Source organism: Bacillus fungorum (assembly GCF_002746455.1).
Classification (GTDB): domain Bacteria; phylum Bacillota; class Bacilli; order Bacillales; family Bacillaceae_G; genus Bacillus_A; species Bacillus_A fungorum.
Genome location: NZ_NWUW01000011.1, coordinates 37,307 through 63,339 on the forward strand (window position 1 = coordinate 37,307; position 26,033 = coordinate 63,339).

The 26,033-nt window shown below is 36.3% G+C and carries 27 protein-coding genes, 1 pseudogene and 1 riboswitch; of the genes and pseudogenes, 11 read left to right on the top strand and 17 right to left on the bottom strand.

The window, feature by feature from the left end:
* Positions 1–287: 287 nt before the first annotated feature.
* Positions 288–512: a YuzB family protein gene (locus tag CO726_RS16680; protein ID WP_000526077.1), complete on the bottom strand. Its 225-nt coding sequence runs from the start codon at positions 510–512 to the stop codon at positions 288–290.
* A gap of 436 nt (positions 513–948) precedes the next feature.
* Between CO726_RS16680 and CO726_RS16690 the strand changes: the two genes are divergently transcribed.
* Positions 949–1,641: an RsfA family transcriptional regulator gene (locus CO726_RS16690; protein WP_099684996.1), complete on the top strand. Its 693-nt coding sequence runs from the start codon at positions 949–951 to the stop codon at positions 1,639–1,641.
* A 128-nt stretch (positions 1,642–1,769) separates the two neighbouring features.
* Positions 1,770–2,615 (top strand): octanoyl-[GcvH]:protein N-octanoyltransferase, encoded by an 846-nt coding sequence (gene lipL / locus CO726_RS16695; protein ID WP_099684997.1) that lies wholly within the window; start codon positions 1,770–1,772, stop codon positions 2,613–2,615.
* 48 nt (positions 2,616–2,663) lie between these two features.
* On the opposite strand, the gene pta is transcribed toward lipL, so the two are convergent.
* The gene (gene pta, locus CO726_RS16700) at positions 2,664–3,635 is read right to left on the bottom strand and encodes a phosphate acetyltransferase (protein ID WP_000067215.1); all 972 of its coding nucleotides are present in this window, start codon (positions 3,633–3,635) and stop codon (positions 2,664–2,666) included.
* A gap of 280 nt (positions 3,636–3,915) precedes the next feature.
* Here pta and hemQ point away from each other — a divergent pair, with 280 nt between their 5' ends.
* The 4 genes from hemQ (at position 3,916) to gerQ (ending at position 7,309) form a co-directional block, all read left to right on the top strand.
* Complete coding sequence (hemQ, locus tag CO726_RS16705; protein WP_099684998.1) at positions 3,916–4,659, top strand: hydrogen peroxide-dependent heme synthase; 744 nt, start codon at positions 3,916–3,918, stop codon at positions 4,657–4,659.
* Between the two features lie 324 nt (positions 4,660–4,983).
* Complete coding sequence (locus tag CO726_RS16710) at positions 4,984–6,255, top strand: serine hydrolase (RefSeq protein WP_099684999.1); 1,272 nt, start codon at positions 4,984–4,986, stop codon at positions 6,253–6,255.
* Positions 6,256–6,430: 175 nt separating this feature from the next.
* A complete protein-coding gene (gene cwlJ / locus CO726_RS16715) occupies positions 6,431–6,853 on the top strand; it encodes a cell wall hydrolase CwlJ (protein ID WP_000538167.1) in 423 nt (140 codons plus the stop codon).
* Between the two features lie 27 nt (positions 6,854–6,880).
* Complete coding sequence (gene gerQ, locus CO726_RS16720) at positions 6,881–7,309, top strand: spore coat protein GerQ (RefSeq protein WP_098759054.1); 429 nt, start codon at positions 6,881–6,883, stop codon at positions 7,307–7,309.
* Between the two features lie 30 nt (positions 7,310–7,339).
* Here the strand turns inward: gerQ and CO726_RS16725 are convergent, their stop codons facing one another.
* From CO726_RS16725 to CO726_RS16735, 3 genes are all read right to left on the bottom strand, one after another.
* Positions 7,340–7,708, bottom strand: a complete 369-nt coding sequence (locus CO726_RS16725; protein ID WP_000688311.1) for a DUF423 domain-containing protein — start codon at positions 7,706–7,708, stop codon at positions 7,340–7,342.
* Positions 7,709–7,771: 63 nt separating this feature from the next.
* Complete coding sequence (locus CO726_RS16730; RefSeq protein WP_099685000.1) at positions 7,772–8,059, bottom strand: YwdI family protein; 288 nt, start codon at positions 8,057–8,059, stop codon at positions 7,772–7,774.
* A 6-nt stretch (positions 8,060–8,065) separates the two neighbouring features.
* Entirely contained in the window at positions 8,066–9,058 is a 993-nt protein-coding gene (locus CO726_RS16735) for a potassium channel family protein (protein ID WP_136699698.1), read from the bottom strand.
* 95 nt (positions 9,059–9,153) lie between these two features.
* Between CO726_RS16735 and CO726_RS16740 the strand changes: the two genes are divergently transcribed.
* From CO726_RS16740 to CO726_RS16750, 3 genes are all read left to right on the top strand, one after another.
* Complete coding sequence (locus CO726_RS16740) at positions 9,154–10,437, top strand: purine/pyrimidine permease (protein ID WP_136699690.1); 1,284 nt, start codon at positions 9,154–9,156, stop codon at positions 10,435–10,437.
* Positions 10,438–10,613: 176 nt separating this feature from the next.
* Complete coding sequence (locus CO726_RS16745) at positions 10,614–11,435, top strand: Cof-type HAD-IIB family hydrolase (protein ID WP_099685002.1); 822 nt, start codon at positions 10,614–10,616, stop codon at positions 11,433–11,435.
* 209 nt (positions 11,436–11,644) lie between these two features.
* Positions 11,645–11,938, top strand: a complete 294-nt coding sequence (locus CO726_RS16750; RefSeq protein ID WP_098759049.1) for a DUF3817 domain-containing protein — start codon at positions 11,645–11,647, stop codon at positions 11,936–11,938.
* A gap of 38 nt (positions 11,939–11,976) precedes the next feature.
* On the opposite strand, the gene CO726_RS16755 is transcribed toward CO726_RS16750, so the two are convergent.
* Genes CO726_RS16755 through CO726_RS16775 form a run of 5 tightly spaced genes read right to left on the bottom strand, consistent with a single transcriptional unit; the run spans position 11,977 to position 16,442 of the window.
* On the bottom strand, positions 11,977–12,654 hold the full coding sequence (locus CO726_RS16755) for a uracil-DNA glycosylase (protein ID WP_099685003.1): 678 nt from the start codon (positions 12,652–12,654) through the stop codon (positions 11,977–11,979).
* Positions 12,655–12,673: 19 nt separating this feature from the next.
* Positions 12,674–13,666, bottom strand: coding sequence for an ABC transporter permease subunit (locus CO726_RS16760; RefSeq protein WP_099685004.1), 993 nt, complete (start codon positions 13,664–13,666; stop codon positions 12,674–12,676).
* Positions 13,659–14,576 (bottom strand): ABC transporter ATP-binding protein, encoded by a 918-nt coding sequence (locus CO726_RS16765; protein ID WP_099685005.1) that lies wholly within the window; start codon positions 14,574–14,576, stop codon positions 13,659–13,661. Before CO726_RS16765 ends, CO726_RS16760 begins: the two co-directional genes overlap by 8 nt.
* Positions 14,573–15,454: an SGNH/GDSL hydrolase family protein gene (locus CO726_RS16770; RefSeq protein ID WP_136699692.1), complete on the bottom strand. Its 882-nt coding sequence runs from the start codon at positions 15,452–15,454 to the stop codon at positions 14,573–14,575. Before CO726_RS16770 ends, CO726_RS16765 begins: the two co-directional genes overlap by 4 nt.
* A gap of 10 nt (positions 15,455–15,464) precedes the next feature.
* Positions 15,465–16,442 carry a LacI family DNA-binding transcriptional regulator gene (locus tag CO726_RS16775; RefSeq protein ID WP_099685007.1) on the bottom strand — a complete coding sequence of 326 codons (978 nt, stop codon included), beginning with the start codon at positions 16,440–16,442 and terminating at the stop codon, positions 15,465–15,467.
* Positions 16,443–16,540: 98 nt separating this feature from the next.
* Here CO726_RS16775 and CO726_RS16780 point away from each other — a divergent pair, with 98 nt between their 5' ends.
* Entirely contained in the window at positions 16,541–17,167 is a 627-nt protein-coding gene (locus CO726_RS16780; RefSeq protein WP_099685008.1) for a YczE/YyaS/YitT family protein, read from the top strand.
* A gap of 30 nt (positions 17,168–17,197) precedes the next feature.
* On the opposite strand, the gene CO726_RS16785 is transcribed toward CO726_RS16780, so the two are convergent.
* The 3 genes from CO726_RS16785 to CO726_RS16795 all read right to left on the bottom strand — a co-directional run bounded on the left by CO726_RS16785 (position 17,198) and on the right by CO726_RS16795 (position 20,822).
* Positions 17,198–18,493 (bottom strand): homoserine dehydrogenase, encoded by a 1,296-nt coding sequence (locus tag CO726_RS16785; protein ID WP_099685009.1) that lies wholly within the window; start codon positions 18,491–18,493, stop codon positions 17,198–17,200.
* A gap of 141 nt (positions 18,494–18,634) precedes the next feature.
* Entirely contained in the window at positions 18,635–19,540 is a 906-nt protein-coding gene (gene metA / locus CO726_RS16790) for a homoserine O-acetyltransferase MetA (protein ID WP_099685010.1), read from the bottom strand.
* On the bottom strand, positions 19,524–20,822 hold the full coding sequence (locus tag CO726_RS16795) for a bifunctional O-acetylhomoserine aminocarboxypropyltransferase/cysteine synthase (RefSeq protein ID WP_098759040.1): 1,299 nt from the start codon (positions 20,820–20,822) through the stop codon (positions 19,524–19,526). Before CO726_RS16795 ends, metA begins: the two co-directional genes overlap by 17 nt.
* 93 nt (positions 20,823–20,915) lie before the next feature.
* Positions 20,916–21,020: riboswitch (SAM riboswitch) on the bottom strand.
* 321 nt (positions 21,021–21,341) lie between these two features.
* Between CO726_RS16795 and CO726_RS16800 the strand changes: the two genes are divergently transcribed.
* A complete protein-coding gene (locus CO726_RS16800) occupies positions 21,342–22,571 on the top strand; it encodes a chloride channel protein (protein ID WP_099685011.1) in 1,230 nt (409 codons plus the stop codon).
* A gap of 43 nt (positions 22,572–22,614) precedes the next feature.
* Here CO726_RS16800 and CO726_RS16805 read toward each other — a convergent pair.
* The 4 genes and pseudogenes from CO726_RS16805 to CO726_RS16825 all read right to left on the bottom strand — a co-directional run.
* Positions 22,615–22,803, bottom strand: a pseudogene (locus CO726_RS16805) (HAD hydrolase-like protein); the annotation flags it as partial.
* An 84-nt stretch (positions 22,804–22,887) separates the two neighbouring features.
* Complete coding sequence (locus CO726_RS16810) at positions 22,888–23,514, bottom strand: FMN-dependent NADH-azoreductase (RefSeq protein WP_099685012.1); 627 nt, start codon at positions 23,512–23,514, stop codon at positions 22,888–22,890.
* A 190-nt stretch (positions 23,515–23,704) separates the two neighbouring features.
* Positions 23,705–24,352 carry a response regulator gene (locus CO726_RS16820; RefSeq protein WP_099685013.1) on the bottom strand — a complete coding sequence of 216 codons (648 nt, stop codon included), beginning with the start codon at positions 24,350–24,352 and terminating at the stop codon, positions 23,705–23,707.
* A 20-nt stretch (positions 24,353–24,372) separates the two neighbouring features.
* Positions 24,373–25,923, bottom strand: coding sequence for a GAF domain-containing sensor histidine kinase (locus CO726_RS16825; protein WP_099685014.1), 1,551 nt, complete (start codon positions 25,921–25,923; stop codon positions 24,373–24,375).
* Positions 25,924–26,033 lie beyond the last annotated feature (110 nt).

Sequence of the window (26,033 nt, forward strand, 5' to 3'; positions counted from 1 at the left end):
ATATTTATTAAATGAAATTCATTCTCAAATAGTAATAAAAAAAATTAGATGCATTGTTATTTCTTTGATAATGATTCTCAGAATCAGACACTTTCTATTCTACCTATTGCTCCCAAAGAATGTCAACCATTATTTTGAAATACAAATTCATATAGATTGAAACTTTAATAAGTAGGTGATGTCCCTGTGTTACTAACCATTAGCCAACACTAGTTAAGCTTCCAAAGAATGAATCTTTGCTCTTATGGGCATAAAAAAGAAGAGTAATCTGTTCACTCTTCTTTTTCTTACTTATTTAACTTTGCTTCAATTTTTACAATTAATTCATCTTCTGTTGGAGCCGCAACTGGGCGATTGTTTACAAATGCGAATGATTTTTTGCGACCAGGGCCACAGTAAGACTGACATCCAACTTCAATCGTTGCACATGAATCTACTTTTTTTAATTTCGGAATCAACGTTTTAACGTTCGTTGCCTGACAATCATCACACACACGAAATTCGTTTCCCATTATATAACACTTCCTCTATTTTAAACTTTTCTCAAGTACATTTAAAAATAAACACTAAATGGTATTTTACCGCTCTTTGAAGTTCGTTGCAAGTTTCCTTGCGACGCTCTTTCTTCATATAATGCTACATATTTATATGTTCTCCTACAGAGACTTCCGTCATTCTTGGCAAAATTTATCCCGCTTTAATGGGCAGTAAGACCCCCATCTCAAAATTCAGCGAAAGCAAAGAATCTAGGTGGGGGATCAACTGCCCATAAAAGTCCGATTGGTTCAACTAATAATCAGTGGGGGATGAAGAAAACCCCCACTGATTAAAGTTTCACTTTATACCTTTCATCGAAATCTACCATATTTTTAAAAGCTTTGTATAAAAGCTCATTTTTTTGCCCATTATAAAAATAGGAAGTTCATAAAAAGAAAGGGAGTTGAATCTATGAAAGTAAGACAAGATGCTTGGACGGATGAGGATGATTTATTACTTGCTGAAACTGTACTTCGTCACGTTCGAGAAGGAAGTACTCAATTAAATGCATTTGAAGAAGTAGGAGACAGGTTAAATCGTACATCAGCTGCCTGTGGTTTCCGTTGGAATGCTGTTGTTCGCTATAGCTATGAACAAGCTCTTCAACTAGCAAAAAAACATCGTAAAGATAAAATGCGTGCTGCAAGTGGTGAACAAGCGAAAAAACGTTTACTCTATACACCACCAGCTTCAGATTCGATAACTAATTATGAAGAATTCGTACAAGAGGAATCAATTGTACAATATAAAGAAGCTACTCCATATCAAGAAACTACCGTTCCTGCCGCAAAGGGCTCTATGACAATGCAAGATGTTATTTATTTTTTACAAACAGTTGGATCATCAAATATAAAAGTGACAGCTCTTGAAAACGAGAATACGAGATTGAAACAAGAAATTAAAGCACAAATCCTTCGAAATGAAGAACTAGAAAAGAAACTAGAAAAATTAGAAAAACAATCTCATACTGTACAAGAAGATTACGAAACACTTATGAACATTATGAACCGCGCTCGTAAGTTAGCAGTCATGGATGACGAAGAACGTTCTCAAACATCTTTCCGAATGGATCGAAACGGTAATTTAGAAAAAATTGCAGAATAAAAAGGGTGCATTACATGCATCCTTTTTATTATTTCCCCTCTAAGCTTCCCCTTTATATGTAAGAAAACTCCATTCTTCATTTTTTGCTATAATAGAGATTGTCATTTTAAAGATAAGGGGTTAGTTATATGAGCAATTCCCGTTCCATTTTATCGCAGCCAGAGTGGCGTATTGTAGATCAGTCTAGTTTAGGACCAACATTCCATGCATTGCAGTCATTCGCAATGGATGACACACTATGCACAAGTATCGGAAATGGTCAATCAGCTGCAACAATGCGTTCTTGGGTTCATCACAATACAATTGTTCTTGGCATTCAAGATTCACGCCTACCACACCTAGAAGAAGGTATTTCCTTTTTAAAAGAAAACAACTTCAATGTTATCGTTCGTAATTCTGGTGGGCTTGCAGTCGTACTTGATGAAGGTGTTTTAAACGTATCACTTTTATTCCAAGAGACCGAAAAAGGTATCGATATTGATCTTGGATACGATACAATGTGGCATTTAATTAAGGAAATGTTAAAGGATTACAATGTTACAATCGAGGCAAAAGAAATTGTTGGCTCTTACTGTCCTGGTAGCTACGATTTAAGTATTCGCGATCAAAAATTTGCTGGCATTTCACAGCGCCGTATTCGCGGTGGTGTCGCTGTCCAAATCTATCTCTGTGCTACAGGAAGTGGCTCTAAGCGTGCTGCACTCGTTCGTGATTTCTACAGTCTAGCCATTCAAGGGGAAGAAACACGCTTTACGTACCCTGAAATTGTACCGAGCACGATGGCTTCACTTTCAGAATTGCTTGGCGAAACCATTACAGTACAAGATTTAATGATGCGCCTTTTAAAAACAATGCAACAATTCGCTCCAAAGTTAACACCATCTCAATTAACAGTAGATGAAATACCTTTATATGAGACGAATTTACAACGTATTATTGATCGTAACAATAAAGCACTTGGGTTAGAAAAATAAAGACCGTCGCTATTATAGCGACGGTCTTTATTTCAATTCGTTATAGAATTAAAGTGCTTGAGCTGCTGTAATTAAAGCTAACTTGTACACTTCTTCTTCGTTACATCCACGAGATAGGTCATTTACAGGCATGTTTAAACCTTGTAAGATTGGTCCTACTGCTTCGAAGTTACCTAAACGTTGAGCGATTTTGTAACCGATATTACCAGCTTCTAAGCTTGGGAATACGAATACGTTAGCATCACCTTTAATTGTAGAACCTGGAGCTTTTTTCTCAGCTACAGATGGTACGAATGCAGCATCAAATTGGAATTCTCCATCTAAAGTTAATTCTGGAGCCATTTCTTTTGCAATGCGAGTTGCTTCTACAACTTTTTCTGTTTCTGGAGATTTCGCAGAACCTTTTGTAGAGAAGCTTAACATAGCAACGCGTGGGTCAATACCGAATAATTCAGCAGTTTTCGCACTCTCGATACCAATTTCAGCTAAATCTTGGCTGTTTGGTGCAATGTTAATTGCGCAATCAGCGAATACATATTTCTCTTCTTCACGTACCATGATGAATACGCCAGAAGTTTTTGTAACGCCTGGTTTTGTTTTAATGATTTGAAGTGCTGGACGAACTGTATCAGCTGTAGAATGAGCTGCACCACTTACTAAACCGTGTGCTTTGCCCATGTATACAAGCATTGTACCGAAGTAGTTTTCGTCTTTAAGGATTTTGCGAGCGTCTTCTTCAGTTGCTTTACCTTTACGACGTTCAACGAAAGATGCTACCATTGCATCCATTTCTTCGTATGTAGCTGGGTCATAAATATCAACGCCTGCTAATGTTAAATTCATGCTAGCAGCTTTTGCGCTAATTTCTTCTTTATTACCAACTAAAATTGGTTTTACTAACTCTTCTTTTGCTAAACGCTCTGCAGCGCCTAAAATTCTTTCATCAGTTCCTTCAGGAAGTACGATAGAAATGCCTTTTCCTTGAACTTTTTCTTTTACTGTTGTAAATAAGTTGCTCACGAATAAACCCTCCTACATATGTTAAAAAAACTCTATCTTTAAGAATACTGCTTTTCCTCTATATTTTAAACTTATAGCTCCCAAAAAATAGATAAAATGAAAATGATTATATTTTCATAAAATTCAGCATAGAAATAAATCCCCTTTAATCCTTATCTTCTCCTATTTTCAAGTAAATTTAAATGTGACAAATTTATGCCCCAAGGTTTTATATAGATGATTTTAAAACTATATATGCTATAGTTAACGTGTAAAACTATCATTAACTGAGGTGAATAGAATGAGTGAAGCAACAACAACGTTAGATGGCTGGTATTGTTTACATGATTTACGTTCTATTGATTGGGCTGCATGGAAAACATTATCTAGCGACGAACGCGGGCAAGCTGTGTCTGAATTTTTAAATGTCGTTGAAAAATGGAACGGAGTAGCTACTGCGAAAAAAGGCAGTCATGCAATGTATACAGTTGTTGGCCAAAAAGCTGATATTATGCTTATGATTTTACGTCCAACAATGGAAGAGTTAAATGAAATTGAGACAGAATTGAATAAAACAACATTAGCTGAATATATGGTTCCTGCATACTCTTACGTATCTGTTGTTGAACTAAGTAACTATCTTCCAGCTGATGAAGATCCATACCAAAACCCACAGATCTTAGCTCGCTTATATCCAGACCTACCAAAAGCAAATCACATTTGCTTCTATCCAATGGACAAGCGTCGCCAAGGTGATGATAACTGGTACATGCTTCCTATGGAAGAACGCAAAAAAATGATGTACAGTCATAGTAAAATCGGTCGCCAGTACGCAGGTAAAGTACGCCAAGTTATTTCAGGATCAGTCGGATTCGATGATTTCGAGTGGGGCGTAACATTATTCGCTGACGATGTTCTTCAATTTAAAAAACTTATATATGAAATGCGCTTCGATGAAGTAAGTGCTCGTTATGGTGAATTCGGAACATTTTTCGTTGGAAACATTTTACCAGACGAAAAGGTAGAGGACTTTTTACACATATAAAGTGAAACTCTAATCAACCCTCACCAATCGGGCTTTTATGGGCAGTTGATACCCCTCCTAACTTCTTTGCTTTCGCTGAATTGGGAGGTAGGAATCTTACTGCCCGGCAAATAGTGGGGTAAATCGTGAAAAAGGAACGAAATTCGTTCCTTTTTTTATTACCATCTATATTTCTCCTCAAAAACCTTCTTTTATCCTCAAATTTGAACAAAAATCGACAAATTCTTTTCAAATTCCTAGTGAAATTGTAACCTTTTCATATCCAAATTTATGCTAAAATGGTACGAGCTACATGCTAATAAAGATGCGAAGGTGATAAACTATATGAAGAAAATCTTGTCTATTTTACTAGCGCTTTTATTGTCAATTTCCCCCTTAGTAGTAACAACATCCCATGCAGAAGAAAAAATACATATAGAGGCAGCTGCTGCACTTCTGTTTGATGCAGATACAGGCAAAATACTGCATGAACAAAATCCAGATGAATTACTAGCTATCGCTAGTATGTCAAAGTTAATTGTTGTTTATGCCGTATTAGAAGCAATTAAAGAAGGAAAAATCACTTGGGATACAAAGGTAAACATTTCTGATTACGCTTATGAAGTTTCACGTAATAATGAATTCTCTAACGTTCCGTTTGAAAAGGGACGTCAATATACTGTAAGAGAATTATATCATTCTATCGTTATCTTCTCTGCAAACGGATCTAGTATTGCCTTAGCAGAACTACTTGCAGGAAGTGAGAAAAATTTCTTAAATCTTGCAAATGAACATGCAAAAAATATAGGGTTAAAGAAATATAAATTTGTAAACGCTACTGGGTTAAATAACGCTGACTTAAAAGGAAAACATCCTGAGGGTACTGATTCAAATGCAGAAAACTCTATGTCAGCTCGCGATATGGGTAGTCTTTCAAAAACAATGATTACAAAGTATCCAGAAATGCTAGAGGATACAAAACAAAGATTTAGAAACTTCCCGGACAATCATCCGAAACCAATTCGTATGGAAAACTGGAACTGGATGTTACCGGGTGCCGCTTTCTCTTATGAGGGAACAGATGGTTTAAAAACAGGAAGTTCTGATACAGCCGGATATGGATTCACTATTACTGCTAAACGTGGTGACGTACGCCTTATTTCGGTTATTATTAAAACAAAATCAATGGACGAGCGCTTCACAGAATCTCGCGAATTAATCGAATACGGATTTAATAACTTCGAAAAACAAAAGCTAAAGGTTGATAAAAACAATACAATCTCTGTAGTACAAGGGAAAGAAGATCAAGTAACTGTTGCACCAGAAAAAGAAATAACAGTAATTGCGAAAAAGGGTAGTAAAAACCCTTATAAAATTGGGACTGAAGTAGATAAATCTCTCGCTGAAGATGGACATTTAGTTGCTCCTGTTAAGAAAGATGCCAAAGTAGGATCGATTACTTTAGAATCAACTGATAAATATGGTTTCTTAGACGGTAGTAAAAGTATGAAAGTTACTGCAAAAACGACAGAGGAAGTTGAAAAAGCAAACTGGTTTGTGCTAACAATGCGCTCTATTGGAGATTTCTTCTCAAACTTATGGTCTAAAGTATTTTAATGATGAAAAGCTAGCTCACGCTAGCTTTTTTTATTTTCCTCTCTCAATGTAAAACTTCGTTTGGTTGTCATATCTGAGTCCTTTTCCTCATACGTATGAACTAGTAATTGTTCCACACTTCATCTAGAAATAAACCTCTTTCCAAAAGGTATTCCAAAAAGAGAGGTGACACATAATGGGTGTTATTGCTTATAACGAAGAAGATGTAAAGTTATTAGCTAGACTGATGCGTGCTGAAGCCGAAGGAGAAGGGCAACAAGGAATGTTAATGGTCGGAAACGTTGGGGTAAATCGTGTCCGCGGAAATTGTTTAGACTTTAAAAGCATTCGTAATTTACGTCAAATGGTTTATCAAAACCCCGGCGGTTTTGAAGCAACGCAAAAAGGATATTTTTATCAACGGGCACGTGAACAAGATATTGCCCTGGCGAGACGGACCATTCAAGGGCAACGTTTTTGGCCTGCCAACTTTGCCTTATGGTTCTTTAGACCCGAAGGTGCATGTCCACCAACTTGGTATAACCAACAAAACTCTGGTCGCTTTAAAAAACACTGCTTCTTCCAACCATCTGCTGGAGATTGCCCTAGCGTATATTAAGGAATGAAAACGAGGAGGGATTTTTGAATGGCACAGCAACAAAACCCGTATTACGGAACAGGATTCTATCAACCATCTGGAACTTATGTACAACCGCAACAAATGACCCCACAGCAACAGCAACAACAGCAAGCGATGCAACAACAAGCTGCGCAAGCCCAATATGCCATTTCTCAAGGCATGTTACCATTAGAACAGTCGTATATTGAAAATATTCTTCGCTTGAACAAGGGCAAGCAAGCTACAATTGTAATGACTTATGAGCGCGGTAGTTCACTCGGTACACAATCGTATACAGGTATTATCGAAGCAGCTGGTCGTGATCATATTGTAATTAGTGAGCCACAATCAGGGAAACGTTATTTACTATTGATGATTTACTTAGATTATGTAGAATTCCCAGAAGAAATTACGTATTTACCTAGTCAACAAGCAACTTATGCTCCAAGACCATAAAAAAAGCTGGCATATGCCAGCTTTTGTTTTTTATAACCCTTTTACAACTGCAGTTCCGACTAAGATCCATGCCACGATAAACGCTACACCACCAAGAGGTGTAATTGGGCCAAAAAACTTAATCCCTGTTGTGCTTAACGCATACAGACTACCTGAGAACATAATAATCCCAGCTACCATAAGCCAACCAGCAGTAGTTAAAAGTGATGATTGAATCTTATCCATTAATAAAGCCACTACGAATAGCCCACCTGCATGGAACATTTGATATGTAACGCCTGTTTTCCAAACTTCTAACATTTTCGCAGAAATTTTATTTTCTAAACCGTGTGCTCCAAATGCCCCTAACGCAACAGATAGCCCCGCTGCAATACAACCTAGTAAAAAGAAAATTTTCATATTAATTCCCCTTTTTATTTTTATCATAAGCAATTTCCACATATAATCCAAACGATTTAATTCTTAAAAATCAAATAAAGAATTACCATTTGCACCTTCTTCTTTTATATACACAGGTTCTCCAGAAACCGGCATAATTGGTTGAACAGTTGTTATAGGCTGCTTTCCAATTACTTGCGATTGAATTTGCGGCTCTCTATACGTAGGAGATTCAACCTGTTCATCTAATAGTAAATCACATAAAGCACGCACAACTAATAAATGATCTTTTGATTTTTGCCCTTCACTACTTTTTGCCTTTGCAATTTCATTCGCCATTTTATTTAAAATCTTATCGCTCGATATTTGCATTCCTTATCACCTCGTACTTTGTAGTTCTTTCTCAAATTGCCCCAGCTTCTCTACTGAACCAAATACTATTATCATATCATGTTCTTGCAATTTTTCCTGCCCCGTCGGATTATGTATAACATTCCCATTTCTCAAAATCGCTAAAATTGTTACATCAAATTGATTTCTCACATCACTCTCTAGTAACGATTTACTAGCTAAAATAGAGCCTTTTCCGACTGCAATTTCTTCAATTACAAATGTCTGATCCACGCCATACAGTACTGTATCAATATAATGAACTGTTAGCGGATTCGCAATACCTTTTGCAATATGAATTCCTGCCATACTAGATGGATTAATCACCTTATTTGCCCCAGCCCTCTTTAATTTGTCTTCGGTTTCTGGTTTTTCTGCTCTTGCCACAATTTTAATTGAATCATTTAATCCCCTTGCCGTTAATGTAATAAATACATTTTCAGCGTCATTTGCTACGATGGCAACTAAACCAGCTGCCTTTGAAATCCCAGCATGATGTAACACTTGGTCTTCTGTTGCATCTCCATGTACATACAAAATTTTTTCCTTCTCTAATATGCTTTCATCCTTATCCACGACGACAAATGGAATTTTCTTTTCTTGCAATTCATGTACAACTTGAAGCCCCACTCTACCGCAACCACATACGATAATATGATTTTGTAACTGTGCTATTTGTTTATCCATCTTCTTCCTCCGTACTGCATGAAATAAATTCCCTTCAATAATCATAGCTGCCACTACACCAATTGCATACGTAACGATACCGACGCCAACCGGTATAATAAGAAGCGCAAAAACTTTTCCTGCATGTGTTACAGGAACGGCATCTCCGTATCCAACAGTTAATACAGTAATCATCGTCATCCAAAATGCTTGAAACAAACTAATCTCTTCAATTGTCATAAATCCTAATGTTCCTAAAATTACAACAAAAGTCATACATATAACTGCTATCCATAATTGCTTACGTGCATTCATATCGTGTTTCAACTCTTTTCTCTATCTACAATCTTTGCCAGTGGAAATGAAATACATATATACTAGATACGGAATCTATGAAAGAGGTTGATATAATGAAAACATTTCTTTCCGCCTTACAATGGGCGCTATTTATTTTAGCTGGGAGCCTTATTGTACCAATTAGCGTCGCAACTAGTTATGGCCTAGGTGGTGCTGAAGCTATTGCATTCGTACAAAGAACATTATTTGTTCTTGGCTTTGCTGGTCTACTGCAAGCTATATTTGGACATAAACTTCCTATTCAAGAAGGTCCTGCAGGCCTTTGGTGGGGGATTTTCTCCCTTTATGCAAGTTTAGGTGTCGTATTATTTGGATCAAGCAATGAAACGCTTAAAGTCCTTCAATACGCCTTCCTATTAAGTGGTATCATTTGTATTATTCTTAGTGTTTTTGGACTCATCGATAAGCTAGTTCGCTATTTTACACCGACAGTCATTGGAACATATTTATTTCTTCTTGTCGCACAACTTAGTGGTTCCTTCTTAAAGGGAATGTTTGGCCTTGACGGACAACATACAGAAGTACAAGCTGACGTATTTATTCTTTCACTCATTGTTATTTTACTATCCTTTTTCATTATGAAGCTACCTATTATTGGACAATATTCCGTTCTTTTCAGTATTGTCTGCGGCTGGATATTATTTGCATGCTTCGGATTATCTAATCCAGTAACGCCTGTGACAGATGTAATCCGTTTTCCATCCCTATTTGTTTTCGGCATGCCTCGCATTGAATGGAACATGGCAATTACGGTAGTTTTCGTTACACTATTACTTCTAACAAATATGTTAGCAAGTATTCGCGTTGTGCAAAAGATTGTCTCTAAGTATGAAGAAGGTGCCGCACCAGATCGTTTCAAACAAGCCGGCATTATAACAGGAATCAATCAATTACTAGGTGGTCTATTCTCAGCTATTGGACCTGTCGCCATTTCTGGATCAGCAGGTTTTATTGCAACGACTAATATTTATAAGCGACTCCCATTTATGTTAGGATCAAGCTTTATTATTGCCGTTAGTATATTCCCAAAGATTACCTCATTCTTTGCAGCAATCCCAGTTGCAGTTGGTTATGCTGCTATCTATCCTGTATTTGCAAGTATGATTGGTCTAGCTTTCCGTGAATACGACACAGTACAAAATAAAGAGCGCTTATTTAAAGTAGCGGGGCTTTCCATCTTTACAGGAGTCGGAGTTATGTTCGTTCCAGCTGGAGCATTTTCTACGCTCCCACCATTTCTAGCATCATTTTTAAGTAACGGTCTCGTTCTTGGGTCTGTAATAGCAATTTTGCTCGAAATACTATTTTCTCGTTCAACAAAAAAACAACTATCGTAAATTGGAAAACTTCCATTATTGCACTCTACCTTTAGAGTTGTTACGATAAATTATCATGGGCAATACGCTCATGGTAATTTATCTACTTCTTTCCAAGAAGTTCGATGTCTTACTATTATTCCTTAATATCTTCATGAACATGTATTTCTATTTAAATAAAGAAGGGAATTTTCAATATGACTTATAAAATGATTGTTTTAGATTTAGATGATACTTTATTACGTGATGACCATACTATTTCACCTCGCACAAAAGAGGCTCTAATGACTGCGCAAGAGCAAGGAGTAAAAGTGGTACTTGCTTCTGGACGTCCAACATTCGCAATGCGTGCAATCGCAAAAGAATTACATTTAGAAGAGTACGGTAGCTTCATTCTTTCATTTAACGGTGCAAAAATTATTAACTGTAAAACAGATGAAGAATTATTCAGTAGTACGTTATCTCCTGAAATCGTTCACAGTCTATACGATATTAGTAAAAAAGAAAATGTATGGATTCACACATACATTGGTGACGATATTATCACTGAAAAAAACAACTCTTATACAGAAATTGAAGGTCAAATTACGGGTATGCCAATCGTAGAAGTAAATAACCTGAAAGAAGCTGTACAACAACCAGTTGTAAAAGTATTAATGGTAGAAAATCCAGAACATTTACAAACGGTAGAATCAAAACTACAAAAACAACTAGAAGGCCAATTAAGCGTTATGCGTTCGAAACCATTCTTCTTAGAATTTACTGAATATGGTGTTACAAAAGGAACAAGCTTAAACCAACTAATCCAAAAACTTGGCATTAAGCGTGAAGAGGTTATCGCAATGGGTGATAGCTATAACGACCAGGCGATGATCGAATTCGCTGGTCTCGGTGTTGCAATGGGCAATGCACCTGATGATATTAAAGAAATTGCAAACTACGTAACAGATACAAATATGAACGATGGTGTTGCAAAAGTTGTAGAGAAGTTCGTACTAAAAAGAGAAGCGCTTGTTTAATATTTTCACTCATAAAACCTATTTGAAGTCAAATACTTCAAATAGGTTTTCATTTAAATTCTCATGCCTTTGTGACTATATTTTGAACTTTGCACTATTCTCGTAGTGTAAACTTTCTTTTTGTATATAATGAAACAAAATAGACTATTTTATGTTGAAAAAGAATACAAATTTACTATAAACAAGCATACGTTAAAGGAGGCTACTTCATGTTATCTACACCAATCGGACGATTAAGAGCAATCGGCTTAATTGAGGGGATTTCTTTCCTATTACTATTATTTGTAGCAATGCCATTAAAATATTTCGCAGGATTTGCAACAGCTGTTAAAATTACAGGCATGGCTCACGGCGTTTTATTTATTCTATTCATCTTCGCAGTAATTCAAGTAACAATCGTACACCGTAAATCGATTGTATGGGCACTTGGGGCATTCGTTTCATCAGTTATCCCATTTGGCACGTTTGTACTAGATGCAAAACTAAAAAACGAACAACAATAATAAAAAGGTAGTTAACGACTGTTAACTACCTTTTCTATTTATAAATTTGGAATTTCCCAATCAATTTCCCTCTCGCCCATATTAGCTAAAATTGCATTTACTTTAGAGTATGGCTTACTACCAAAGAAACCACGTCTTGCTGATAATGGACTTGGATGTACGGACTCGATAATATGATGATTCGTATTCGTAATTAACTTCTTCTTCGCCTGCGCATGGCGTCCCCACAATATGAAAATAACTGGTTTTTCACGCTCGTTTAACAGCTCAATTACACGATCGGTGAAATGCTCCCACCCTTTTCCTTTATGAGAATTTGCTTCACCTTGTCGAACTGTTAATACAGTATTTAATAATAACACTCCTTGCTCTGCCCACTTCACTAAATAACCGTTATTTGGAATGTCATACCCATATTCATCTCGAAGTTCTTTATACATATTTAACAATGACGGTGGCGTTTTAATACCAGGTTGTACTGAGAAGCTTAGACCATGCGCTTGATCCGGTCCATGATATGGGTCTTGTCCTAAAATAACGACCTTTGTATTTTCATAACTTGTATACTCTAGAGCGTTAAAAATATCTTCTATCTTTGGATAAACAACATGTGTACTGTACTCTTCTTTTAAAAAAACAGCCAGCTTGCGATAATATTCTTTCTCAAATTCTGGCGCCAATAATGGTCCCCAATCATTTTTTAAAACATTTTCCATACTTTCACTTCCTGTTCAATTAATTCACCATATCCTGCTTTGTAAATACTACAAATGAAATAATAAGAGATACAACTCCCCAAACAGTTAAATTCATTAAAGAAAAACCCATCGATAAACCTTGTAATGCAGGTAGTTTTCCTGATAAATAATCCGTTAATGATAAATTCACACTAAAAATATATTTCGCACCTTCCCAAGATGTTGCGAATGAGCTTAAAATACCACCTGCGATTAATGCGGCTAGCATAATTCCCATACCAGCTGGTGTATTTCGAATTAAAACAGAAACCATAAATGATATAGTTCCGACAACGATAGCAACGAACCAAGCTAATCCGTACGCCATCAAGATGTATTGCCACTGCGGAATCAGATGTACAAAGTTTGTATTTAACGTTTCCTTATCAATAACAAACCCAGTTAAAACAGGTAAATTCCATCCTGAGTATCCAAATACAAGCCCTGATAATGCGTAAGCAAACAGACCTACAAGAAACAGTATGAGTGAAATGAAAAATAACATTGTCACGTACTTACTAAGAAGTATTTTCCAGCGCCTAATCGGCCGCGTGAGTAACATCTTCATCGTTCCATCACTTCGTTCTCCTGAAACAATATCAATAGCGACAATCATGACGAGAAGCGGAATAAACAATGTAATTCCTTGCTCAATAAACGCCCTTACAAAAGTTGGTGCACCTGGTGCCATCGGGTTAATATCATGATCTAAATAATACTGTTGCTGCTCCACTCTTACCTTTAGCCAATCACGCCATTCTTCTGGTAATCTAGAGTTGTTTAAGCGGTTTTGAGAATCAACAATTTGTTGTTGCAGCGAAACTTTCCAATCCGTTGTACCGAGCCTTTTTTGTGTCGTTTCTATTTCACGATACTGTGCATATACGAAAAGTGGAATCAAGATCGCTAAAATAAGCATAACAACAAAAATACGTTTTTTACGATAAATTTTTTCCGATTCATTTAAGACTAGATTCGCAAATTCACGCATGCTGCTCACCCCTTGTGAGTTCAATAAATAAATCTTCTAGCGTAAATACAAGCTCCTTAACACTATGCACATCTATCCCATTTTCTACAAAATGTTTATTCCAACTACTTATAGATGCGATATCCATGCGGCATAGTAATCGGTCACCCTCTATACTCACTTCTCTTACCTCTTCCGCATCTTCTAGCATACCCTTCGCTTTGCCAATCGGTGTAACGATCCATTCTACACGATCACTTGCTGTTTTAATTAACTCTTCAACCTTGGCAACTGTTATCATTTTTCCTTTATGAATAATCGCCACGCGATCGCATATCATTTGTACTTCGCTTAGCAAGTGACTTGAAATAAACACACTCATATTTTCTTCTTTCACAAGCTTATGTATAAATTCCCTAAGTTCTCTAATTCCAGCTGGGTCCAAACCATTTGTTGGCTCATCTAATATGAGTAATTTTGGGTTCCCAAGAAGCGCTTGTGCAATGCCAAGGCGCTGTTTCATACCGAGTGAGTATGTTTTTACCTTATCGTGAATTCTTTCATCCAAATGAACCATTTGAGCAATTTCAATAATACGTTCATCTGATATACCACCTAACATACGGGCAAATTGTTTTAAATTTTCCCAGCCCGTTAAATATGTATACAGTTCTGGGTTTTCAACGATACTCCCAATTTGACGCATCGCTTCTCTGAAATTTTCCTTAATAGAATAACCGCCGATAGAAATCGTACCTTCTGTTTCTTTAATCAATCCAACTAACATTCGAATGGTAGTCGTTTTTCCGGCGCCATTCGGTCCTAGGAAGCCAAACACTTCTCCTTGTTTTACATCGAAGGAAATATTCTCTACAATTGTCTTCTTTCCAATTACCTTCTTCACGTCTCGTACGGAAAGTATCGTCGTCATTTTACCCCTCCTTGTTCTAGTTTTAATTTACTTGCAACATTTTGAACTAATCGGTCCGCCATATATGTATACCCTACTTCATTCGGATGGAAATGATCGGAGTATAATAAATCTTTCCCGCGGTTTTGGAATAAATCAAATGTCGGTGTAATATACACATTTTTATCATTTAGCGCTAATTTTTCTAAAGATGCATTCCATTCTACAACAATATTTGAAGAACCTTTTAAATCTTCTACATCTTCAAAAGGATTATATAAACCTAGCCAAAAAATAGGGCTATCTGTATTTAATTTACGAATTTCTTCTATAATTTTCTTCGCTTCATTCTGGAATGTTTCTGTATCAGGACGGTATGTTTCTAAATCTATCTTCCCAAGCGATTCCCAGCCCGGGAATAAATCATTTCCTCCAATCGTTAAAACGATTACATCTGCTTGCTTAATTGAATATTGAGCGCCACTACTCTCAATTTGTTTTAATAAGTCAGGCATTTTCGCACCACTAACCGCTAAGTTAGTCAAAGCAACCTTTTGCTTATAATCTTTTTGTAAATCTTTTTTCATCCGTCCAATATAGCCAATTCCTTCTTTATCACCAACACCGCGTGTTAATGAGTCACCTAAACTAACGATTTGTAACGTTCCCGTTTTCTTTTTCTCTTTTGCCACCACATCGGTCTTTTTAACTAAATTTGAAGCTTTCGGATTTAATACATCATTTACACCTGAAACAAAGCCATATGCAAATAAACAGAAAGATGCAATTGTAATGAGTAGAATTACTTTTACTACTTTTGATCTCATATCAAAACTCCTTTTAGCCCTCATAGATTGTCCATAATTATACCAAACGCAATTTTGAAAAGCGATTTTCACAACTTCTCTATTATGTTGTTTCCCTATGTACTAATTCTGGTAATAACTCTACGTGCTTTACATTTATTTTTTCATCATTAATCTTTTCATATAATAATTCAAATGCCTTCACACCAACATTTTTACTAGAATATGAAATCGTCGTAATACCTAAAATATCTGCCACATCTTGATCATCACAACCGATAATCGTAATATCTTCTGGCATACGAATTCCTTGTTTTTTTGCTTCCGTTACCATTCCCGCCGCAATATGGTTGCAAGATACAAGAAATGCAGTTGGTTTTACTGACATATGGGTCCATTCCCTAATTACATTACGCCCATCTTCCACTGTAAAACAGCCTTTAAACTTCCAGGCCTCTATCGGTGTTGCAGCAATCTGTTGAAGCGAATCCTCATAAGCTTGTTTTCTTCTCTGACTATTAATGCTATTACTTCTCCCAATACAATACCCAATACTTGTATGACCGGCATCTATTAAGCTCTTCATCCCGCGCGAAAAGACTTTATAGTAATCAATATGCACACTCGAAATGAAATTCGAGTCTATTTCTTCACACATAACAATTGGGCCAAATTTCGTATATTCTTCAAGCTTTTCCTTACTATTTGCTCGGGAACATATAATAACTCCATCAAGCTTTTTCATTTTTAACATATTCAAAATTTCTAATTCTCTTTCCTCACTATAATTCGTCTGACAAAGCATCATATTATAATTATTCTTTGCTGTTTCCTTTGATATTCCCTCAATAATAGCGCTATAATATTGATCATTTACGTGCGGTAATAAAACGCCAATTACATTCGTTTTTCCTTTCACTAAATGAATTGCATTCACATTTTGCGTATAATTTAATTCTTCTATGATTGCTAAAATTTCTTTTCGTTTCTGTTCATTCACATATGGATGATTATTCAGTACACGTGAAACAGTTGAAACAGATACCCCAGCAAGTTCAGCAATCTTTCTTATATTCGTCATCTCATTTTCCCCTTCCCCTCAAAAATTCTCCCTTGACCTGGTAAGCTTTCCACAATATATCCTGTCCTAGCAAATACATTTTGAAAGGATATGCAACTATGCTTAGATTCAAATTAGAATATATATTTTTCATTGGCGGCCTACTCATTCTCGCCATCGGTATTAATATGATGACGACAATCACTTCCTTTGGACTTAGCCCTTATGATTCCTTCTTTATTGCACTATATCAAAATTTTGGGATAAGTATCGGTTTTTGGATTTTCATGATTAATTTTGCCTTTACCCTTATCGTACTCTTTTGGAATAAAAAACAAATAACAATTGGTACAATCGTAACGATGGTTCTTATTTCCCTTTTTGTTGATTGGATTGGATCTATTACAACTATTATGGACGCTATCCGCTCTCTTCCAAAATATATAACACTTATTTGCGGAAATCTATTCGTTGGAGTTGGAATTGGTCTTTACGTCTCTACAAACCTTTGCGCAGCACCTCAAGAAGCTTTCGTTTTAACGGTTGCTGAGAAAAAGAAATGGACATTTAGAAGAACGGAAATTTCGTTAGCATTTTTATTTTTAACATTAAGCTTTTTATTAGATGGACCTATCTATTTTGGAACAATCATCTTATCCTTTACAACAGGCTGGGTTATCCAAGCATTTATTCAAATTGGTACGCAGATTTTAAACAGAAAAGAGCCTATTAAGCAAGCTGCTTAATAGGCCCTTTCTGTTTTATGGTAAGAGATACTACTTAGCATCTCCTTCAATTCGATAATTTGCCTTCACACAATCTATTTCTACATACCCTTGCAACGTATGTAGAATATAATCATAATCAGCAAGCGACGCACGATGCGTTACAATTACAATTTCAGCTTTTCCTTTCTCTTCAAGCGGCATTTGAATAATCTTTTCAAAGCTAACACCACGCTCAGAGAATAATGAAGTAATTTTTGCAAATACACCAATTTCATCTTTTACATGAAGTCTTAAAAATTTCTTCACAACAATTTCGTCTGGCTCTTTTAATACCTTTTTATACTGCGGGGATACCGCACTATTTCCATTTACACCTAATCTAATATTTTGCATTACAGCTACTAAATCTGAAACAACAGCTGTTGCTGTTGGCAAGCTTCCTGCACCTGGTCCATAAAACATCATTTCTCCGACTGCTTCACCGTACACATATACAGCGTTATATTCGTTTTGCACGGCCGCAAGAGGATGTGTATTTGGAAGTAGTGTCGGTTCAACTGTAACCTCTAATTTTTCACCATCTCGCTTTGCAAGACCGATTAATTTAATCGTGTACCCTAAACTCTTACTGTATTCAATATCTTCCTCTGTAATAGAAGTAATCCCTTTTACCTTCACATCTCCAAGCTCTACATTTGTAGAGAAACCAAGGGTAGCCAAAATCGTCATTTTTCTTGCTGCATCTAAACCTTCCACATCTGATGTTGGATCTGCTTCTGCAAATCCAAGTTGTTGGGCTTCTTTTAACACGTCGTTATATGCTCTCCCTTCATCTGACATTTTCGTCAAAATAAAATTTGTCGTTCCATTTACAATTCCCATTACTTTCGTAATAAGATCTGAAGAAAGTCCTTCTACGATGCTTCGTAAAATCGGAATCCCTCCGGCTACACTTGCTTCATAAAACAAATCTGCTTTATTATCTTTTGCTACCGCTAATAGTTCCGCCCCATGCAACGCCATTAAATCCTTATTAGCAGTCACAACATGCTTCCCACTTTGTAAAGCTTGCAAAATATATGCTTTTGCATCATCAATGCCACCCATCACTTCGATGACAACATCAATATTTGGATTATCTAAAATTTCATTTGCATCTTGTGTTAATAGAGTAGAAGGTACCTCTATTTCTCTCTCTTTTTCAATATTTTGCACTAGTACTTTCGTTACTTTCACAGGACAACCTACTTGGTGTATAAGCCGCTCTTGATGATCTGTAATGATACGAACTACACCGCTACCAACTGTCCCAAGACCTAATAAACCAACTTGAATTTCTTTCATAATACTGTCCACCCCTCAAAAATTGTGTTTAGATGAAATTATATGAGCAAAAAATCTGAAAAACAATGTTTTTTGAACATTCGGAAATATATAGGTTAATCTTTACAAAGAAAACGTTACCACGTGTTACACAATCTTTTTTTATAATACATAAGGGGTTTCTTGATACACATAATAATTCAGCCAATTAGAGAATAATAGATTCCCATGGCTCCTCCACCTAACAAGCGGTTTCTCATTTGGATGATTATGCTTAAAATAATTTTTTGGCACATCAATATTTAACCCTTTTTGACGATCTCGTTCGTATTCTTCTTTTAACGTATCACAACTATATTCGCTATGACCGAGTGCGAAAACTTGCCTACCTTCTTGCCCGATAACAAGATGAACACCTGCTTCTTCAGAGTTCGCTAATAATGTTAATTGTTCCACCTCTCTAATATCACTCTCCCGTACTTCTGTGTGACGAGAGTGCGGAGCAAAAAACAACTCATCAAAGCCTTGTAACAATTTCACATGTTGTTCAAGGACCTCATGTTCAAATACACCAAACATTTTTTCCTTAAGAGGATACTTTGGAACGCCATAATGATGATACAAACCAGCCTGTGCCCCCCAGCAAATATGAAGGGTGGATGTTACATTCGTTTTTGAGTACTCCATAATACGCCCAAGCTCTTCCCAATAATCTACCTCTTCAAAAGAAAGAGTCTCTACTGGCGCTCCGGTAATAATAAGCCCATCAAATTTTTCATTCTCAATATCACGGAATGTTTTATAGAAACTCGTTAAATGTTCCTGTGCTACATTACGAGACAAATGCGATTCCATATGAAGTAAATGAACATCTAATTGCAGCGGTGTGTTGCCAATTAAACGAAGTAATTGCGCTTCTGTTTCTTGCTTTGTAGGCATTAAATTTAATATAGCAATTTTCAGTGCCCGGATATCTTGTGTTTCTGCTCGCTCCTTCGTCATTACAAAAATATTTTCCTCCTGCAACACTTTGCGAGCTGGTAAATCTTTATCAATTATGATTGGCATGTTCTTTGCCTCCGACTAGCGCTGTTTCTAAATCTGCAATAATATCAGAAACATCTTCTATACCAACTGATAAACGAATTAAATCTGATGTGACGCCAGCTAAACGCTGATCTTCAGCACTTAATTGTCTATGCGTTGTACTAGCAGGATGTATAACGCAAGTTCGTGCATCCGCTACATGCGTTACGAGAGTTGCTAGTTTTACATTTGCGATAAATTCTTTTGCTGCTTCTAATCCCCCCTTAATGCCGAATGTTAAAACACCACTAGCACCTTTTTTCAAATACTTTTGTGCTAACGAGTAATTTTCATTACTATCTAATCCCGGATAATTCACCCATTCAATACGTTCATGGTTAGCAAGCCACTTAGCAACTGCGAGAGCATTTTCACTATGACGCTCCATTCGTAAATGCAGCGTTTCTAAGCCAATATTGCTAATATACGCATTGAATGGGCTCATACAGTTTCCGTAGTCTCTTAATAATTGAACACGTGCCTTCACAATATAAGCTGCTGCACCAAAATTTTGAACGTAACTTACGCCGTGATAACTTGGATCCGGTTCAACAAGTTCAGGATATTTCCCATTTGTCCAATCGAAGTTCCCTCCATCAATAACAATGCCACCTAAAGAACTTGCATGACCATCAATATATTTCGTCGTAGAATGAACGATAATATTCGCTCCATGTTCAAATGCTTGGCATAAATAAGGAGTTGCTAATGTATTATCCACAATAAAAGGTACTTCCAACTCTTTGGCTGCATCTGAAAATTCTTTGAAATTTAAAACGTTCATCGCTGGATTTCCTAGCGATTCTGCATAAACGAGTTTCGTCTTATCATTAGCAAGGGCCACAATTTCATCAGCTGTTAAATTGGGACTAAAGAACGTAACATCAATACCAAGCTTACGCAAACTCACTCCAAATAAATTAAACGTCCCGCCATAAACTGTGGAAGAACAAAGCAAGTGGTCTCCGCTACTACAAATATTTAAAACGGCGAGCATAATAGCAGCCTGCCCAGAAGCCGTTGCAACAGCTCCTACACCGCCTTCTAAATCTGATAACTTCTGCTCAAATGCAGCTAAAGTAGGATTGCCAATACGCGTATAGATATATCCTTCTGCCTCTAAATTAAATAGTGCTGCTAAATCATCCGAAGTATCATATTTATACGTTGTACTTTGATAAAGCGGTAAAACACGCGGTTCACCATTCTTGGGCGTATAGCCACCTTGCACACAAATTGTTCCTTTTCCCCATGATTCTCCCATCTCTCATTCTCCTTTCTTCTTATACAAAATAAAAAACTGCCCCTTTCCTGAAAACAAGAAAGGAGCAGTTTGAAAACACGCTCTAAAGGCTCTTTCTTATCTTTCAGGATTATTACCTGCAGGATTTGGCACAATTCCGTTATACGGCTGTTGCCAAGGTTTCATCGGGCCTGTCCCTCCACCTTTTCTTGATAAGACTATGCAATTACCGTTGATTTTATAGCAATAATTTCCTAATGTCAATCAGTTTTTTCTGAATGTTCCAAAATAAACATTAACAGTTTTATAGAAAGCAATAAAAGAAATAAAAGAAATATATTCCATTCTATTTCAAAAAAGACCTTTAAAAAACTCAAATCGATCTATAAAATTAAATAAGTAATTTAACCTATAAATTCAAAAAATCGCCCTACATGTTGAATAAGCAATCCTCTCCAAAAGATACTATACATATTCAATCCATTTCACACTAACATCTGCAACCTTTTCCTACTAAAACTTGCATAGTGGAGGTATAACATGACAAATACAAAAGACATGCATTATATAATCATCTTATATGGCATTCTTCTAGGATCCATAGTAGGCGCTACAGTCTGGCTATTTTTAGTTACAATAAATATCGGAATCCACTTTATTTGGGGATATTTACCTAGTATTTTCTCTTCTCCCCCTTATTACACCATTTGTATAACAACTATCGGTGGTATTCTCGTTGGCTTAACCCAAAAATACTTCGGCACATATCCACGTCTTATGCCGGAAGTAATGGGTGAATATAAAAAAACAGGTAGAATTGAATACCGTTTTGTACATAAAGCTACTTTAACTGCGATTATCGTTTTAATATTCGGGGCTAGTCTCGGTCCAGAAGCCGCACTTGTTGGAATTATTGGCGGACTTTGCACATGGGTTGGTGATCGCTTTACATTCGCCTTAAAAGGAATGAATGAACTAACAGAGGTTGGAATTGGTGCTACTTTAAGTGTAGTTTTTAACGCGCCATTATTCGGTTATTTAGCTCCAAATGAAAATGAGGGTGAACAAATTAATGAATTTTCTAAAGGGAAAAAAGCAATTGTATATTTAGCTACTACTTTCGCTGGTTTTTCCATTTATTTATTACTTAGTAAATTTGATAATCGTGGATCCTTTATCGTTAATTTTGGGGAAGGTTCCCTTTCTCTTAATGAATGGATTGCCTTTCTACCACTTGCTAGTATCGGTGCTATAGTTGGATTCTTTTATTTTAAATTAGAATTCACATTAGAGAAATTCATTCATCCTTTTAGGGAATACAAACTTACACTTGGAATTATCGGTGGTATTTTATTAGGGATTGCAGGAACTTTTCTCCCATACACATTATTCTCCGGAGAACATCAATTAAAAGATTTAGTCGTTGAATGGAGCCATTTATCCTTCTGGGTACTACTTCTTTCAGGGGTTTTAAAATTATGTATTACTGCTGTTTGTTTAAATACAGGTTGGCGCGGCGGACATATTTTCCCAATTATATTCGCTGGATCTAGTATCGGATATGCTATAGCTTCCATTATCCCTATAGATCCAATCGCCTCGGTAGCCATTGTCACAACAGCAATCTCAAGCTATGCATTAAGAAAACCAATTGCTATAACACTACTATTACTCATGTTTTTCCCGCTCAACTTACTATTACCTATGCTTGGAGCGGCAGCGATTGGTAATGCATTTCCACTTCCTAAAAACAACGAAACTACAAGCTAATACAAATAGGCAGTAGGGACAAAAGTTCCACTGCCTATTTTCATTACACATGCTGCTTCAATATTGCATATAACTCTTCAAAATTTTGCACTTCATATGTTGGCACAATCTCGCTATTATTTGATTTCTTTTCTGGATTAAACCAACAAGTATCAATTCCCGCTACATATCCACCTTTAATATCAGCACTTAACGAATCCCCAATAATGAGCCCTTCTTCAGGAGAAAAATTGGCTGACGAACTTAAAATATAAAAAAGTAGCATTAACATATAGACGTTAATGCTACTTTTTTCGAGTGACGATTCTATTTTTAATTAAAATTTGCTTGCTACTTTAGCTGCTTCTTCAAGACCCGCTGTAATGATCTCTTCTGCCTTATCTGGGAATTGGTTATGTCCTTCAATAATTACTGTTTCCATATTTGTTGCACCGAAGAAGCCCATCATGCTTGCTACATATTTAACAGCCATTTCTACTTCAGCTGCTGGACCTTCAGAATATACACCGCCGCGCGCGTTTAACAATGCAATCTTCTTATCTCCAATTAGACCAACTGGACCTTCTGGCGTATATTTAAACGTTTTACCAGCTCGGTTTAAATAATCAATATATGTGTGTAGTACTGCTGGAATCGTTAAGTTCCATAATGGAAAACCGAAAACAACTTTATCAGCTTCTAGGAATTGATTTAAGTACTTATCAGCTACTGCTACTGCTTTTGCTTCTTCTTCTGTTAAATCAAATCCTTTACCTGCTTTGAATGTACCATTAATCATGTCTACGCCTACATATGGTAATTCTTCTTTATATAAATCAAGTTCTACTACTGCATCATTTGGATGTGCTTCTTTATAGTTTGCTAAAAATGCCTCGTATAATTTCACACTAACTGCTTGTTCCGCTGGGCGGTTGTTTGCTTTTACAAATAAAACTGTTGCCATTGTTTTTCCTCCTAGTACTCACTCTTCTGTTGTTATATGCTTTCAAAAAAGGTATCCCTTGTAATTGTTGTTTTGTTGCTTACAAACATATTTTATCTTTATATCAAGACAATTTCGTCCTCACATAGACGTATTTTTCCATAAAAAAAGTCCACCTTCTAAAGGCGAACTAGGTCTTACGACTTTTGTCTTATACAATTCCGTTTTTCACTGCATATAATGCCGCTTGCGTGCGATCAGATAAATTCAATTTACTCAAAATACTACTTACATGAGCTTTTACCGTTTTTTCTGTAATAACTAAAACGGAAGCAATCTCTTTATTACTCATCCCTTTCGCTAATAACTGCAACACTTCATTTTCTCTCGCTGTTAACACATCCACTTGAATAGAAGGTTCTTCTTCTTTTTCTTCCACAGGTACTGTTTGAGAGAGAAGAGCATTTGCTACATCTGGATGTAATTGAATATTACCTTTATATGCGCTTCGAATTGCTTCAACAAGTTGATCCGGTTCTACATCTTTTAAAATATACCCGCTTGCTCCCGCCCTTAATGCTGGTAAAACATGCGCCTGATCAGAAAAGCTAGTTAATACAATTACTTTCACATTTGGACATTCTTTTTTAATACACGCTGTCGCCTCAACACCATCCATTTCGGGCATATATAAATCCATTAGTACAACATCAGGATTTGTCTCTCCTACTTTCACTAATGCCTCTTTCCCATTACTTGCTTCTCCAACTAACTCTAAATCTTCCTGCGTACTTAAGAAAAATGCTAATCCTTTTAAAACAACTGTATGATCATCAACTAACAATACTTTTATTTTCACAAACTTCCCTCATTTTCACATCATAATGGTACGTTTACTTTTATACTGGTTCTTTTCTTATCACTTACAATTTTAATTGTTCCACCAATTAATTCTACTCTTTCGCGCATCGTAGTCATGCCGAGTGAATTCTTCTCTTTTATATCCTTTTCTACAAAGCCTTTTCCTTGATCGACAATTTCTAATGATACATTCTTCTCCGTCACTTTGAAATAAATCGTTGCTTCTCTGACATTCGCATGTTTACTTACGTTATTTAAAGCCTCTTGTCCAATTCTCCATAGCGCTTCCTCTACTACACGCGGCAAATCACGAACACCTGTAACTTGTTCCCGAATTTTCAATCCCAAGTTTTCACCGTACTGCTTTAAAGCTGGTAATAAGCCTTTTTCTAAACCTGCCGGACGAAGCTGCCAAATTAATGTTCTCATTTCCTTTAAAGCTCCTTGCGCTAGTTCACGCATCTCATGCAAAGATTGATCAACCTTTTCATTTTGACCTTTTAAAACAGCTTCAGCCCCTTTTGTCATAAAGGTTAATGAAAATAATTTTTGCGAAACAGAATCATGTAAATCCCTTGCTAATCGGTTTCTTTCTTCCATTCGTACGAGTTCACGACGCTGTTCGTTTAATCTTAAATTCTCTATTATTAATGAAACGTGATTCGATAATGCTTGAATTACATCTATTGTATTAACATCAAATTCCCCATTATTTAAACTAACACATAAAACACCAAATATACGATTTTGGATATGTATTGGTGTAGCAATAACAGCTCCATTTACATGTTTTAATAGAGCTAGCCCGCCTTGTTCTAACGCCTTATTTGCCGCTTCTTTTACATCCTCTTGTAACTCTTCCTGACCATAAGAAGCCCGCAAAGATAACTCTATTTCTTCCCTAATAAAAAATGCCACTTGATTCCACTGAAATACTTCACCTACGTGATTTACCACTTTTTCAGGTAATATATTAAACTTATGAATCGTTTTTAAAGCTTGAATAAACCGCTCCAATTTCACATAATAATGTGCTCTTCGCTTTTCATTTTCATATAATTTTGTTCGCTTTAAGGCCGTCCCGATTTGGAAAGCAACTGATTGGAGCAATACTAATTCTTCTTCCGAAAAATGTGTTTTACCTGGGCTAGCTACATTTAAAACACCAAATTTCTCTCCTCCAGCCTTTAAAGGAACCGTAGCATGATGAAGGATTCCTTCTGTATCTCCCCAATTATATTCAATTGCATTATTAATTCTTTTACATTCAATAATATTAACTGCCCGCTCTAATTTCCCATCCACAAAGCCACGTAAACACCAACACTCACCTTCACACATCGGGCGTTTGTTTTCATATGTAAGTGCCTCTGGTAACTGGTAATCGATCAACTTTGTATATTTCCCATTTTCATCTGCAAGAAAAATCCAGCCCGTCGTTAGACCTGTTACACTGAGCAATTTTTCTAACACCGCTTGCAGTACATGATACATATCATTTGATGTATTTAATGTTTCTGCAATTTCTTTTAATATAACTAATTCATTTGTACGATTCTCTTGAAACATAATTCGTCTCCTACATACAAGATTTTAAATAGCTCCTCAAATAAATCATCTACTTTTCACTTTGTACTTATTCATAACATTGATATAATGGTGAAAACATAGTTTTCATT